Origin of the sequence: Cellulomonas sp. (assembly GCF_015234515.1) — a bacterium.
Lineage (GTDB): Bacteria > Actinomycetota > Actinomycetes > Actinomycetales > Cellulomonadaceae > Cellulomonas.
This window is the reverse complement of the sequence record NZ_JADGMY010000023.1, coordinates 494366-508078: the sequence shown is the minus strand read 5'-3', so window position 1 is coordinate 508078 and position 13713 is coordinate 494366. Positions and strand designations below refer to the sequence as shown.

13 protein-coding genes are annotated in these 13713 nt (G+C 76.0%); 9 read left to right on the top strand and 4 right to left on the bottom strand.

Going from position 1 to position 13713, the window contains the following annotated elements; translation table 11 throughout:
- Positions 1-333: 333 nt before the first annotated feature.
- Both IR158_RS11285 and IR158_RS11280 read right to left on the bottom strand, forming a co-directional pair.
- Positions 334-801 carry an SRPBCC family protein gene (locus IR158_RS11285; RefSeq protein ID WP_291813012.1) on the bottom strand — a complete coding sequence of 156 codons (468 nt, stop codon included), beginning with the start codon at positions 799-801 and terminating at the stop codon, positions 334-336.
- Between the two features lie 97 nt (positions 802-898).
- Complete coding sequence (locus IR158_RS11280) at positions 899-2176, bottom strand: glutamyl-tRNA reductase (RefSeq protein WP_291813010.1); 1278 nt, start codon at positions 2174-2176, stop codon at positions 899-901.
- 26 nt (positions 2177-2202) lie between these two features.
- Here IR158_RS11280 and hemE point away from each other — a divergent pair, with 26 nt between their 5' ends.
- The 6 genes from hemE to hemL all read left to right on the top strand — a co-directional run bounded on the left by hemE (position 2203) and on the right by hemL (position 9428).
- Positions 2203-3288 carry a uroporphyrinogen decarboxylase gene (gene hemE, locus IR158_RS11275; protein WP_291813008.1) on the top strand — a complete coding sequence of 362 codons (1086 nt, stop codon included), beginning with the start codon at positions 2203-2205 and terminating at the stop codon, positions 3286-3288.
- Complete coding sequence (locus IR158_RS11270) at positions 3285-4763, top strand: FAD-dependent oxidoreductase (RefSeq protein ID WP_291813005.1); 1479 nt, start codon at positions 3285-3287, stop codon at positions 4761-4763. Before hemE ends, IR158_RS11270 begins: the two co-directional genes overlap by 4 nt.
- A 210-nt stretch (positions 4764-4973) precedes the next feature.
- Positions 4974-6002: a hydroxymethylbilane synthase gene (hemC, locus tag IR158_RS11265; RefSeq protein ID WP_291813003.1), complete on the top strand. Its 1029-nt coding sequence runs from the start codon at positions 4974-4976 to the stop codon at positions 6000-6002.
- Between the two features lie 290 nt (positions 6003-6292).
- On the top strand, positions 6293-7069 hold the full coding sequence (locus IR158_RS11260; RefSeq protein ID WP_291813001.1) for a uroporphyrinogen-III synthase: 777 nt from the start codon (positions 6293-6295) through the stop codon (positions 7067-7069).
- Positions 7066-8058 carry a porphobilinogen synthase gene (gene hemB / locus IR158_RS11255; protein WP_291812999.1) on the top strand — a complete coding sequence of 331 codons (993 nt, stop codon included), beginning with the start codon at positions 7066-7068 and terminating at the stop codon, positions 8056-8058. Before IR158_RS11260 ends, hemB begins: the two co-directional genes overlap by 4 nt.
- Positions 8058-9428, top strand: coding sequence for a glutamate-1-semialdehyde 2,1-aminomutase (gene hemL, locus IR158_RS11250; RefSeq protein WP_291812997.1), 1371 nt, complete (start codon positions 8058-8060; stop codon positions 9426-9428). The genes hemB and hemL overlap by 1 nt, the downstream gene beginning before the upstream one ends.
- 85 nt (positions 9429-9513) lie before the next feature.
- On the opposite strand, the gene IR158_RS11245 is transcribed toward hemL, so the two are convergent.
- Positions 9514-10494 carry a sulfite exporter TauE/SafE family protein gene (locus IR158_RS11245; RefSeq protein ID WP_291812995.1) on the bottom strand — a complete coding sequence of 327 codons (981 nt, stop codon included), beginning with the start codon at positions 10492-10494 and terminating at the stop codon, positions 9514-9516.
- A 170-nt stretch (positions 10495-10664) separates the two neighbouring features.
- Positions 10665-11123 carry an Rrf2 family transcriptional regulator gene (locus tag IR158_RS11240; RefSeq protein ID WP_291812993.1) on the bottom strand — a complete coding sequence of 153 codons (459 nt, stop codon included), beginning with the start codon at positions 11121-11123 and terminating at the stop codon, positions 10665-10667.
- A 95-nt stretch (positions 11124-11218) separates the two neighbouring features.
- On the opposite strand from IR158_RS11240, the gene IR158_RS11235 reads away from it, so the two are divergent.
- From IR158_RS11235 to IR158_RS11225, 3 genes are all read left to right on the top strand, one after another.
- Positions 11219-11566 (top strand): metal-sensitive transcriptional regulator, encoded by a 348-nt coding sequence (locus tag IR158_RS11235; protein WP_291812991.1) that lies wholly within the window; start codon positions 11219-11221, stop codon positions 11564-11566.
- Positions 11567-11689: 123 nt separating this feature from the next.
- On the top strand, positions 11690-11920 hold the full coding sequence (locus tag IR158_RS11230; RefSeq protein WP_291812988.1) for a heavy-metal-associated domain-containing protein: 231 nt from the start codon (positions 11690-11692) through the stop codon (positions 11918-11920).
- The coding region (locus IR158_RS11225; protein WP_291812987.1) for a cation-translocating P-type ATPase at positions 11917-13713 on the top strand (1797 nt) is incomplete at its 3' end. The genes IR158_RS11230 and IR158_RS11225, both read left to right, overlap by 4 nt.

Below are 13713 nucleotides of genomic sequence, written 5' to 3'. Positions count from 1 at the left end.
GCCCGACGGGGCGGGCACCAGCGCACTGGATCGACATGTCACGCCCCCACGGGGCGAGCGCCGGCGGACTCGATTGACACCTCGCGCCCACGGGGGGGCACGGGCAGGACTGGATTGACATCTCACGCCCCACGGGGCGGGCACGGGCGGACTGGATCGACGTCTCACGCCCAACGGGAGGTGGACCGGGCGGACTGGATTGACATCTCACGCCCCAGACGGGAGGTGGACCGGGCGGACTGGATTGACATCTCACGCCCGGAGGAGGGGAGGGGCAGGCCTGGATCGACCTCTCACCCCCGTGGGGTGAGAGGTCGATCCAGCGCATGCGCGTCAGGTCGTGGGGTGGCCGCCGTGGACCTCACCGCGCCACGCGCCCGTCTCGGTGCGGCGGCCCTCGATGAACTCCTTGAAGCGGTGCAGGTCCTTCTTGACCTGCCGGTCGTCGGCGCCGATCGCGGCGCCGACCTTCTCGCGGAAGCCCTCGGGCTCCCACTCGATGTGTGTGGTGACCCGCGTCGACCCGGGGCCGAGCGGCTCGAAGGTGACGCGTCCGGCGTGCGTGGTGCCGTCGACGCTCGCCCACGCGACCACGACGTCCGGCTGCTGCTCGAGGATCGCGGCGTCGAACTCGCGGTCGACGCCTGCGATGCTGGTCGTCCAGCGCGTCAGCGTGTCGCTGATCTGCTTGACCTCGTCGACCCCGCTCATGAAGTGCGGGAACTCGGCGAACTGCGTCCACTGGTCGTACGCGGTGCGGACCGGGACGTCGACGTCGATGGTCTCGTCGATCGTGGCCATGGTGTCGCCTCCGTAGCGTTCCGGGGATGAGTGCCCGCTCGACGCTACGTCGGTCCCGGCCGGCGCGCGCGTCGAGACGGCGACGCCCGGGACGACCTCAGGCCAGGGCGCGGCCGACGTCCGGGACCTCGATCGCGGCCATCTCCGCGAGCGCCCGGGCGTAGCCCGCGGCGTCCCCGTCCCGCGCCGCGGCGCGGGCCGCCACCGTCGGCCCGTGCAGCACGGCCCGCGTGCGTCGCCGCAACGACCGGGCCAGCGTCTCGTCCCGGTCCGCCGGCGGCAGGGCGTCCAGCGCCACCTCGAGACCACCGAGCACCCGGGTCCGCTCGGCGACGACCGCGGGGTCCCACTCGCGCACCCGCCGGTCGCCCTCGAAGTCCTCGGCCGCGCGCAGCACCACCTCGCGCGCGTGACCCAGCGCGGCGTGCTCGGCCGGCGCGTGCTCCGCCACGGACTGCAGCGAGACCAGCGCGACGCCCGGCAGCGATCGGACGTCGGGGTCGACGTCGTGCCGCAGCGCGAGGTCGACGACCGTCAGCGGCTGCGGCACCCCGCGACGCGCGGCGGCGAGCGCCTCGACGCCCAGCACCGCCCCGGCGGCGCCGGAGCAGGCGACGACGAGGTCCGTGCACGCGACCTCCGCGAGCAGGTCCGCACCCGCGGGCAGCGCCCTGACGCCCCGCGCCGACGCGAACGGCCCGGCCCGCCCACTCGGCGAGAACACGCGCACGTCGCGGACGCCCCGCGCCTTGAGGGCCGCGAGGCTCGCGCCGGCGTACGAGCCCGTCCCGACGAGCACGCACCGCACCGACGCCCAGTCCGCGCCGCCGTCGACCTGCGGCAGCGTGCGCGACGCGAGGTCGAGCGCGACGCCGACCACCGAGCGGCCGGTCGAGCCGAGCCCTGTCGACTTCTCGACCGCACGCGACGCCCGGGACGCGGCCTGGAACAGCGCCTCGAGCGTCGACGTCGTCGTGCCGTCGCGGCGCGCGGTGGTCAGGGCGCGTCGCACCTGCCCGGCGATCTCCCGCTCCCCCACCACCATCGACTCGAGCCCCGAGGCGACGGCGAACAGGTGCTCGCTGGCGTCGGCGCCGACGAGGGGGTGCAGGTGCTCGGCGACGTCCTCGGGGCTGTAGCCGGAGCGGGCCGCGACGGCCTCGGCGACGGCCCGGCGGGCGCGCGGGGTGTGGGCCGTGTCGTCGACATCCAGGTACAGCTCGAACCGGTTGCACGTCGCGAGGACGACGGCACCGGTCACGGCGTTCGTCGCGGCGACGAGCTCCCTGCCCACTGCGTGGACGTCCGACTGCAGACGTTCCAGCACGGTCAGGTCGAGGGAGTGGTGGCTCGCGACGAGAGACAGGAGCACCACGGGACCCGATTGAATCATCCCCAGAAATGTCCGGCACAATCCCAGGTGTGAGTCTTCCCCCACACCATCCGCTCCTTGACGGCCGCACCGGCGATTCCGCGCTCGTGACCGCCTATTCCGGCACGCGTCCCGACCGCCTGCCGGTCTGGTTCATGCGGCAGGCCGGACGTTCGCTCCCCGAGTACCGCGCGTCGCGCGCGGGCACCGCGATGCTCGACGCGTGCCTGGACCCGGACCTGGCCTCCGAGATCACTCTGCAGCCGGTGCGTCGCCACGGTGTGGACGCGGCCGTGTTCTTCTCGGACATCGTCGTGCCGCTCACGCTCGTGGGCGTCGACGTCGAGATCGTGCCCGGCACGGGCCCCGTGATCGCGTCGCCCGTGCGCACCCTCGACGACGTCGCGCGGCTCCGGGACCTGGGCCCGCTGGACACCGCCCGCCTCGCGCCCGTCGCCGCCGGCGTGGAGCGCACCGTCGCGCAGCTGGGCAGCACCCCGCTCGTCGGGTTCGCGGGAGCCCCGTTCACGCTGGCCGCGTACCTGGTCGAGGGCGGGCCGTCGCGCGACCACCTCGCCGCGCGCCGGCTCATGCACGCCGACCCCGCCGCGTGGTCGGCGCTCATGGACTGGACCGCGGAGGTGACCGGCGCGTTCCTCGCGGCGCAGGTCACGGCCGGCGCGAGCGCCGCGCAGCTCTTCGACTCGTGGGCCGGTGCGCTGTCGCTCGCGGACTACGCGGCGCACTGCGTGCCCGCGTCGGCCCGCGTGCTGGCACAGGCCCGTGCGCTCGGTGTGCGCACCGTGCACTTCGGCGTCGCGACGGGCGAACTGCTCGTCGCGATGCGCGACGCGGGCGCCGACGTCATGGGCGTCGACTACCGCGTGCCGCTCGACGAGGCGTCCGCGCGCCTCGGTGGCGGCACGCCGCTGCAGGGCAACGTCGACCCGGCGCTGCTGTCCGCCCCGTGGGACGTCCTCGAGGCGCACGTCCGCGACGTCGCGCGACGCGGCGCGGCGGCGCCCGGGCACGTCGTCAACCTGGGCCACGGCGTTCCCCCCGACACGGACCCGACCGTGCTGACGCGGCTCGTGCAGCTCGTCCACTCGCTGTGAGCGGGGACGCCGCGCCGGGGCTCGGCGGGCCGGACTCCGGCTCGCCCGGGTGGGAGGCGGTCGTCGTCGGGGCGGGCGTCGCGGGGCTCGTCGCCGCCCGGGAGCTGGCGCGCGCGGGCCTGCGGACACTCGTCCTCGACGAGCGCGACGCCCCGGGCGGCGCGGTCCGCGGGCACGACGTCGCCGGGCTGCGGCTCGACGCGGGCGCCGAGTCCTACGCGACGCGCAACGGCTCGGTGGCCGCGCTGCTGACCGAGCTGGGCATGGCCGAGGACGTCGTGGCTCCCGAGCCGCGTGGTGCCTGGGCGCACCTGACCAGCGGTGACGGCCCCCTGCCCCGCACCGGGCTGCTCGGGGTGCCGGCCTACCCGCTGGCCCCGGACGTGCGGCGCACCCTGGGCACCGCGGGCGCGCTGCGGGCCGCGCTGGACCTCGTGCTGCCGGCGCGCGTGGGCACCGACGCGCCGACGCTGGGCGCCCTGGTCCGCGCGCGCATGGGCGACGCCGTCGTGACGCGGCTGGTGCACCCCGTGGTGGGCGGCGTGCACGCGGCAGACCCCGACGACCTCGCCGTCGAGGCGGCGGCACCCGGGCTGCGTGAGGCGCTGGCTGCGAGCGGAGGGTCGCTCGCCCGTGCGGTGCGCCGGCTGCGCGCGTCGGCGCCCGCCGGCACCGCCGTCGAGGGCGTCGCGGGCGGTGTGCACCGGCTGGTCGACGCGCTCGTCGCCGACATCACCGCGCACGGCGGCGTGCTGCTGACCCGCACGCGCGCGGAGTCGGTGACACGGACGGCGGACGGCACCCTCGCGCTCGGCACGCAGGACGTCCACGATCCCCCGCGCCCGTCGCGCGACCTGCGCACGCAGCGGCTGGTCGTGGCCGCGCCGGGTGCCGCGGGCCTGCTCGACGGGCTCGACGGCGCGGACCTGCGGGACGTGCAGCTCGACGACGGCGCGCCGGTCACGCTCGTCACGCTGGTGCTGGACGAGCCCGCCCTGGACGCCGCCCCGCGGGGCACGGGCGTCCTCGTGGGGCCCGGTGCCGTCGACGTGCGCGCGAAGGCCCTGACGCACGCGAGCGCGAAGTGGCGCTGGGTCGCGCAGGCCGCGGGACCCGGGCGGCACGTCGTGCGGCTGTCCTACGGGCGCGCGGGCGGTGAGCCGGTCCCGGACGCCCTGCCGACGGGTGACGAGTTCCTGGAGCTCGCGCTGCGGGACGCCGCGACGCTGCTCGGGGTGCCGCTGGGGCGTGACGTGCTGCGCGGGTCCGCGGTCGTGCGGTGGACGCAGTCGCTGCCGCGGCCGAGCGCTGCCCACCGGGCAGCCGTGGCGGCGGTGCGGCAGGCCGTCGACCCGATGCCCGGGGTCGCGGTGTGCGGGGCGTGGGCCGCGGGCAACGGGCTGGCCTCGGTCGTCCCCGACGCCCGGGCGGCAGTGACGGCCCTGCTCGCCGACAGCAGGGCCGAGCCGTCCTGACCGGTGGCGCCGACCTCGCGCTCGACATCGAGATGACGAGGCGTCAGAATTGCCGCCGGAATGACGTGCGTCACATTCCTGCAGCGCGGTGATGGTCATTCTGACAATACGTCACATCGATGCCCGGCGTGCATTTCGCCGTCACCTGCGATGATCCCGGACGCGGCGGCCGGTTTCGACATCCGCGGACTCGGGCACGACACTGGACGCATGCCTCAGCAGGTGCGTATCGGCACGCGCGCGAGCGCCCTGGCCCTCACCCAGACCGGCCACGTCGCCGACGCGCTGGCAGCGCTCGCCGACGTGGCCGTCGAGACCGTGCGCGTGCGCACCGAGGGCGACCGGGTCCGCGCGTCCCTGGCGACCCTCGGCGGCACCGGGGTCTTCGTCACCGCGCTGCGGGACGCCCTGCTCGACGGCCGCTGCGACGTCGCGGTCCACTCGCTCAAGGACCTGCCGACCGGCCCGGCCGACGGCCTGGTCGTCGCGGCCGTGCCGCCCCGCGCGGACGCACGCGACGCCCTGTGCGCCCGCGACCGGCTGACGCTCGCGACCCTGCCGCCCGGCGCCCGCGTCGGCACGGGGTCACCCCGCCGGGCCGCGCAGCTGCGGGCGCTGCGCCCCGACCTCGACGTCGTGGACATCCGCGGCAACGTCGGCACCCGCCTGGGCCGCGTCCGCGGGCTCGACCCGACGACGCTCGCCGACGGGCCGCACGTGGGCGCGGACGCCCCGCACCCCGGGGTCGCGACCGACGCCCCGCGCGGCGACCTCGACGCCGTGGTGCTCGCGGCCGCGGGCCTGGGCCGGCTGGGCCGGCTCGACGCCGTCAGCGAGTGGTTCGAGCCCGACGTCCTCGCGCCGGCACCCGGCCAGGGTGCGCTGGCGGTCGAGGTCCGCACCGGCGACGCGGACGCCGACACCCCGCTCGCCGACGCGCTGCGCGCGCTCGACCACGGCCCCACGCGCCGGGCCGTCGTCGCCGAGCGCGCCGTGCTCGCCCGGCTGGAGGCCGGGTGCGCGGCACCCATCGGCGCGTGGGGGCGGCTCGACGAGGCGACCGGGACGCTCGCTCTCGACGCCGTGGTCGCGGCCGTGGACGGCTCCCGCGTGCTGCGCCTCGCCGCACGCGGACCCGCCGGTGACGACGGGGAGGCCGACGCCCTCGGCTCCCGCCTCGCCGAGGACCTGCTCGCCGCCGGTGCCGCCGACCTCGCCCCCCTGGGACCGCGCCCGTGACCGGTGACGCCCCCGTACCCACGGGCCCGCTGACGGGGTGGCGCGTCCTGGTCCCCCGCCCTCCCCTCGACCCCGCTCCACCCACCCCCCCACCCACAAACCTGGCCGTGAGAGTGCAATCCAGTCACCCCGACGGCGCCCCGGCGGTGGCTGGATCGCACTCTCACGCGCAGGAGGGGGTGGCTGGATCGCACTCTCACGCGCAGGAGGGGGTGGCTGGATCGCACTCTCACGCGCAGGAGGGGGTGGCTGGATCGCACTCTCGCGGCTGGGGGGGTGGCGGGGGCGCGGTGAGCCCCGCCGCGATGGCGCTGGTCGCCGCGGGTGCCGAGCCGGTCGTCGTGCCGCTGGTCCGGACCGTCCCGCTCGACGACCTCACGCCGCTCGACGACGCCCTGCTCGCCCTGGGGTCCGGCTGGTACGAGTGGCTCACGGTGACCAGCCAGGCGGCCGTGGCCGTCCTGGCCGAGCGCGCCGCGACGCACGACGACGGGCTCGCCGCCCTCCTGGGCCGCGCGGACGTGCGGGTCGCGGCCGTCGGTCCGGGCACGGCGCGCGCACTCGAGGCGCTCGGCGTCCGCGTGGACGTCGTGCCACCCGTGCGCTCGACGGCCGTGGACCTCGTCGCCGCCCTCGTCGCGACGGGCGCGGCCGGCCCGCGCACGCTGTTCCCCCGCGGCGACCTCGCCGCCACCACGCTCGCCGACGGGCTCACGGCCGCGGGCTGGGCCGTAGACGACCTGGTCGTCTACCGCACGGTCCCCGCCGGGCCCCCCGACCCGCAGGTCGCCCACGCCTGGGCCGGCGGCGACGTCCACGCGGCCCTGCTCACGTCCGCGAGCACCGTGCGCGCGCTGCTCGACCACCTGGGCCCTCCGCCCCCGGCGACGCGCGTCGTCGTCATCGGACCCAGCACGCAGGCCGAGGCCGACCGCCTGGGCCTGCGGGTCGACGCGGTCGCCGACCGCCAGACCCTCGCCGGGCTCGTCGACGCACTGGCGATCCACGTCGCCCGCACGGGCGCCACCCCCGGCACGCCCCCCACCACCACGGAGGACTCCCCGTGACCGTCCCCACGCCCGGCCGCATCCGCCCCCGGCGTCTGCGCCGCACCCCCGCGATGCGCCGCCTGGCCGCCCAGACCCGCCTGCACCCCGCGGACCTCGTGCTGCCGGTCTTCGTGCGTGAGGGGCTCGACGCACCGCGCCCGCTGACGTCGATGCCGGGCGTCGTGCAGCACACCCGCGACTCGCTGCGCCAGGAGGCCGCGCGCGCGGCCGCGGCCGGCATCGGCGGCATCATGCTGTTCGGCGTTCCGGTGCACCGCGACGCGGTCGGGTCCGGCGCCACGGACCCGGACGGCATCCTCAACGTCGCGCTCGCGGACGTCGTCGCGGAGGTCGGCGACGCACTCGTCGTGCAGGCCGACCTGTGCCTCGACGAGTTCACCGACCACGGGCACTGCGGCGTGCTCACCGCCGACGGCGTGGTCGACAACGACGCGACCCTCGAGCGGTACGCGGCGATGGCCGTCGCCCAGGCCGAGGCCGGGGCGCACCTCGTGGGGCTCAGCGGCATGATGGACGGCCAGACGGGGGTCGTGCGGGATGCGCTCGACGCCGCCGGCCACCACGAGGTCGCCGTCCTGGCGTACGCCGCCAAGTACGCGTCGGCGTTCTACGGCCCGTTCCGTGAGGCCGTGGAGTCGCAGCTCGACGGCGACCGCCGCACCTACCAGATGGACCCGGCCAACCGCCGCGAGGCCGCACGCGAGGTCGCGATCGACGTGGCCGAGGGCGCCGACGTCGTCATGGTGAAGCCCGCGATGTCGTACCTCGACGTGCTCGCCGACGTGGCCGCGTCCTCAACCGTGCCCGTCTGGGCGTACCAGGTGTCCGGCGAGTACGCCATGATCGAGGCGGCGTCCGCGCGGGGGTGGATCGGCCGTCGGAGTGCAGTCACCGAGTCGGTGCTCAGCATCCGTCGCGCCGGTGCCGATGCCATCCTGACGTACTGGGCGACGGAGCTGGCCGGTTGGCTCGCGGAGGAGCAGTGATGACACAGGTGGAGGACGACACCGTCGCACCGGGGAACGCGTTGGCCTGGACGGCCACGAGCGTGGAGGCCTTCGCCCACGCGACCGCCGTGATCCCCGGCGGCGTCAACTCACCCGTGCGGGCGTACCGCTCGGTCGGCGGCACGCCGCGGTTCCTGGAGTCGGCGCTCGGAGCGTACGTGCGCGACGTCGAGGGTCGCGACTACGTCGACCTGGTCGGGTCGTGGGGCCCCGCGCTGCTCGGGCACGCGCACCCGCAGGTCGTCGAGGCGGTGCAGCAGGCGGCCGCACGCGGGCTGGGCTTCGGTGCGCCGACGACGACCGAGGTCGAGCTCGTCGACGAGATCCGCGACCGCGTCCCGGTGGCCGAGCGCGTGCGCCTGGTGTCGACCGGCACCGAGGCCGTGATGACGGCCCTGCGGCTGGCCCGCGCCTGGACGGGTCGCGACAAGATCGTGAAGTTCGCCGGTTGCTACCACGGGCACTCCGACTCGCTGCTCGCCGAGGCGGGCTCCGGCATCGCGACGCTCGCGCTGCCCGGGTCGGCGGGCGTCACCGCGGCCGTCGCCGCCGAGACCATCGTCGTCCCCTACAACGACGTCGCCGCGCTGCAGGCCGCGTTCGACGAGCACGGCTCGTCGATCGCCGCCGTGATCACCGAGGCAGCGCCGGCCAACATGGGCGTCGTGCCGCCGCTGCCGGGCTTCAACCGCGAGCTGCGCCGCATCACGCAGCACCACGACGCCGTGCTGATCCAGGACGAGGTGCTCACGGGCTTCCGCGTCGGTCGCGCCGGCTGGTGGGGGCTGGAGGGCGCGTCGGAGCAGTGGGCGCCGGACCTGCTGACGTTCGGCAAGGTCATCGGCGGCGGCCTGCCCGTCGCCGCGGTCGCCGGGCGCGCGGACATCATGGAGCAGCTCGCACCGGTCGGGCCCGTCTACCAGGCCGGCACGCTGTCGGGGAACCCGGTGGCCACGGCCGCGGGCCTGGCGACGCTGCGCCTCGCCGACGCCGAGGTGTACGCGCGGGTCGACGCGGCGGCGGTGCACCTGCGCCGTGCGGTCACCGGTGCACTCGCCGAGGCGGGGGTGCCGCACGCGCTGCAGTGGGCGGGCAGCCTGTTCAGCGTCGTGTTCGGTGAGCAGGCCGCGGCGGAGGGTGCGCGCGACTACGCGGGCGTCCAGGCCTCGGAGCACTGGCGGTACGGGCCGTTCTTCCACGCGCTGCTCGACGCGGGCGTGCTCGCGCCCCCGTCGCCGTTCGAGGCGTGGTTCGTCAGCGCCGCGCACGACGAGACCGTGCTGGACCGCGTCATCGAGGCGCTGCCGACGGCGGCGCAGGCCGCGGCGGAGGCCCGGGCGCCCGAGTGACCGGACCGCGGTGACGGGCAGCTGACGACACGACGGCGGGCCACCCGGTACGGGTGGCCCGCCGTTCGTCGTCCCGCGACGTGGCTCAGCGGGTCGGTCGCTCGTCGACGGCGGCCACGAGCTCCGGCTCGTCGTCCGGCGCGCCGCCGGGCGTCGACGGGCCGTGGCCCACGGCGGCGACGTCACCGCGACCCGCGGCGAGGTCCTGGCGGTAGGCGCGGACCGACCACGTGACGGCCGCGACCCAGACCAGCGCGATGGCACCGAGCACGAGGCCCTCGGTCGGGGTGTCACCGACGCCCACCCAGTCGGAGCGCAGGATCGTGCGGGTGTTGGTCAGGACGATCACGCCGCCGACCGCGGAGCCGAGCACACGGCCCGGGACCTTGCGGACGAGCCACGCCGCGATGGGCGCGGCGATGAGCCCGCCGATGAGCAGGGCCAGGACCCACGTGAAGTTGACGCCCTGCGAACCGAGCGCGAACAGGAAGCCCAGGCTCGCGGCGATCGCGACGAGGAACTCGGACGTGTCGATCGAGCCGACGACCTTGCGGGGCTCGAGGCGGCCGCTGGCCAGCAGCGCGGGGGTGCCGACCGGGCCCCAGCCGCCCCCACCGGTCGCGTCGACGAAGCCGGCGACCAGGCCCAGCGGGGCGAGGAACCGCTTGCGCAGCGGGAGGTTCTGCCGGTCGGTGCGCAGACCCTTGAGGGTGAACCGGACCAGCAGGTACACGCCGAGCGCCAGCAGGATCAGCGACATGACGGGCTTGGCGGCGTCGGTCGAGAGGTTCGCGAGGAACGTCGCACCGGCGAACGCACCGATGGCGCCGGGCACGCCGATGCGCAGCACGACCTTCCAGTCGACGTTGCCGAACTTCCAGTGGGCGGCGCCCGACGCGAGCGTCGTGCCGATCTCGGCGAGGTGGACGGTGGCCGACGCGGCGGCGGGGTTGGTCCCGATCGCCAGCAGCAGCGTCGTCGAGGTCACGCCGTAGGCCATGCCCAGGCTCCCGTCGACGAGCTGCGCGGCGAGGCCGACGAGTGCGAGCAGGACGATCGTGGGCACGGGGACCACCTCGGGGGCGGCCCGGCACGGTGGCCGGGCGATCGGATCGGGATGAACGGACGCGGACGTTCATCCGCACTCCGATAATTCCGACCTGACTGCTCGGGTTACAAGACCCTTTCGTATCGTGAGACGTCGTCCCACGACTCAGACGGTGACCGCCGCGACCGTCACGGGTTCTCCCACGCGTCCTCGCGCGCCGCCAGGACGTGCACCGACTCCGGGAGGTCGCGCGCCACCACGTCGGCGAGCGTGACCACGTCGAGCACGTCGCGCACCGACGCCCGCAGTGCCACCCACACCTCGAGCAGCGCGGTCGCGGAGCCCTCGTACGTGAGCCCGGGCGGCCGCACGTCCCGGACGGTCACCAGCGGCCCGTCGACCGCGCGGATCACGTCGGCCACCGTGATCTCGTCCGCCCCGCGCGCCAGCAGGTACCCGCCGGAGCGCCCCCGCACGCTCGTCACGACACCGCCGCGCCGCAGGTCCCCCATGATCCGCTCGAGGAAGCTGGTCGGGATGCCCTGGCCGGCGGCCAGCACGTCGCTCGGGACCGACTCGCCCCCCGGCCTGCTCGCCAGCTCGGCGCACGCCCGCACCGCATAGTCCGCCTTCGCCGAGACACGCATGCGCCGATTCTCCCCTGCCGCACGTGCTGCGAGGCGCAGGCGGGCACCCGCGCCCGGGTGAGCGTCGGAATACCCCCTGGGGGTACCTTGTTCGGATGAGCGTGACGCCAGCACCCTCGCACCCCGCCGTCGACGACCCCGTGACGCACGACGACGCACCCGTTCACGGCTACACCCCCGCCAAGGACGAGTACCTGCGTCGGCTGCGCCGCGTCGAGGGCCAGGTCCGCGGCATCGCGCGCATGGTCGACGAGGACGTGTACTGCATCGACGTCCTCACCCAGATCGCCGCCGTCACCAAGGCCCTGCAGGCCGTGGGCATCGGCCTCGTGGAGGACCACCTGGGGCACTGCGTCGTCGACGCGGCCCGCCAGTCCCCCGAGGCGGGCGCCGAGAAGGTCCGCGAGGCGTCGGCCGCGATCGCCCGACTCGTCCGGAGCTGAACCGGGCGGCTCCCACCCCCACCAGGAGAGCCGCCCCCACCCCTCCCGGTCGCACCGGCCGCCCGCCGCACACCGCGCGGGCCCCCGCCGCACCGGACCACCGAGAACCGAAGGAGCACCCCCATGAGCACCACCACCTTCCGCGTCGACGGCATGACCTGCGGCCACTGCGTGAACGCCGTGACCGAGGAGCTGTCCGCGCTGCCCGGCGTCACGGACGTCGCCGTGGAGCTCGTGACGGGCGGCTCGTCGCCCGTCACCGTCACGTCGGACGCCGCGATGGACGCCGACGCCGTCGCGGCCGCCGTCGCCGAGGCGGGGTACGCCGTGACACCCGAGAGGTCGCTGCTGTGAGCGCCGAGGCGACCCGGCGGGCCCCGGACGGCGTGGCCGCCGCGGGCATCGACCTGGCCATCGAGGGCATGACGTGCGCCTCGTGCGTCGCGCGCGTCGAGAAGCGGCTCAACCGCGTGCCCGGTGCACAGGCGACCGTGAACCTCGCGCTCGAGACCGCGCACGTCGACCTGACCGCCACGGACGACGCACCTGCGCCGACCGTCGAGGCGCTGGTCGCGGCCGTGCAGGCCGCCGGGTACGACGCGCGCCCGCTCACCCGCCCGGGAGCGTCGGCACCCGATGCGCACGACGCGCACGACGGCGCCGGTGACCACCCGGTCGCGCACGGTGCGTCGCACGGCGCCTCCCATGACGCGCACGACGACCTCACCCACGCGCTGTCCGGCATGCAGCACGCCGGCATGGAGCACGACCCCTCCGACGACACGTCGGCGCCCGACGACACGCGCGGCGCCGACCTGCGGCGCCGCCTGCGCGTCGCGGCGGTGCTCACGGTGCCGGTGCTCGTGCTGAGCATGGTCCCGGCGACGCAGTTCCGCGGCTGGCAGTGGCTCGTCGCGGCGCTCGCGCTGCCGGTCGCGACGTGGGCGGCGTGGCCGTTCCACCGGGCCGCGTACCGCGCGGCACGGCACGGCGCGTCGACCATGGACACGCTCGTGTCGATCGGCGTCGTCGCGGCGACCGCCTGGTCGCTGTGGGCGCTGCTGCTGGGCGGTGCGGGCGAGCTCGGGATGCGCATGACGCCGACGCTCTTCCCCGCCGCGGGCGCCGGCCACGGCACGGCCATGCCGGAGCTGTACTTCGAGGTCGCGGCCGTCGTCACGACGTTCCTGCTGGCCGGCCGGTACGCCGAGCACCGCTCACGCCGCCGCGCCGGTGACGCGCTGCGCGCCCTGCTCGACCTGGGCGCGAAGGACGTCGCCCTGCTGGTGACGGGACCCGACGGGCGACGCGTCGAGCGGCGCGTGCCCGTGGACCGGCTCGCGGTCGGCGACGAGTTCGCCGTGCGGCCGGGCGAGAAGATCGCCACCGACGGGGTCGTGGTGTCCGGCACCAGCGCCGTCGACACCTCGCTGCTGACCGGCGAGCCCGTCCCCGTGGACGTCGGGCCCGGCGACGAGGTCACGGGTGCGACGCTGAACACCGCCGGGCACCTCGTCGTGCGCGCGTCGCGCGTCGGCGAGGAGACGCGCCTGGCGCAGATCGGCCGCCTCGTCGCCCGCGCGCAGACCGGCAAGGCGCCGGTGCAGCGGCTCGCCGACCGGATCTCCGCGGTCTTCGTGCCCGTGGTGCTGGTCATCGCGCTCGGGACGCTCGTCGTGTGGCTCGCGACGGGCGGCGGCGTGCAGGCCGCGTTCACGGCGGCCGTCGCGGTGCTGATCATCGCGTGCCCCTGCGCACTGGGTCTGGCGACGCCCACCGCGCTGCTCGTCGGCACGGGACGCGGTGCCCAGCTCGGCATCCTCATCAAGGGCCCGGAGATCCTCGAGGAGACCCGGCGCGTCGACACCGTCGTGCTCGACAAGACCGGCACGGTCACGGCCGGGCGCATGGCGCTCGTCGACGTCGTGCCCGCCGCCGGTGAGGACGCGGCCGAGGTGCACCGCCTCGCCGCGGCCGTCGAGCACCTCTCGGAGCACCCGGTCGCCCGCGCCATCGCCGGCACCCTCCTCACCAGCACCCCGACCCCCACCCCCTCCCGCACCCCCTCCCCCTCAGGCGTGACAGTGCAATCCAGTCACCCCACCCGCACCCCCTCCCCCTCAGGCGTGACAGTGCAATCCAGTCAC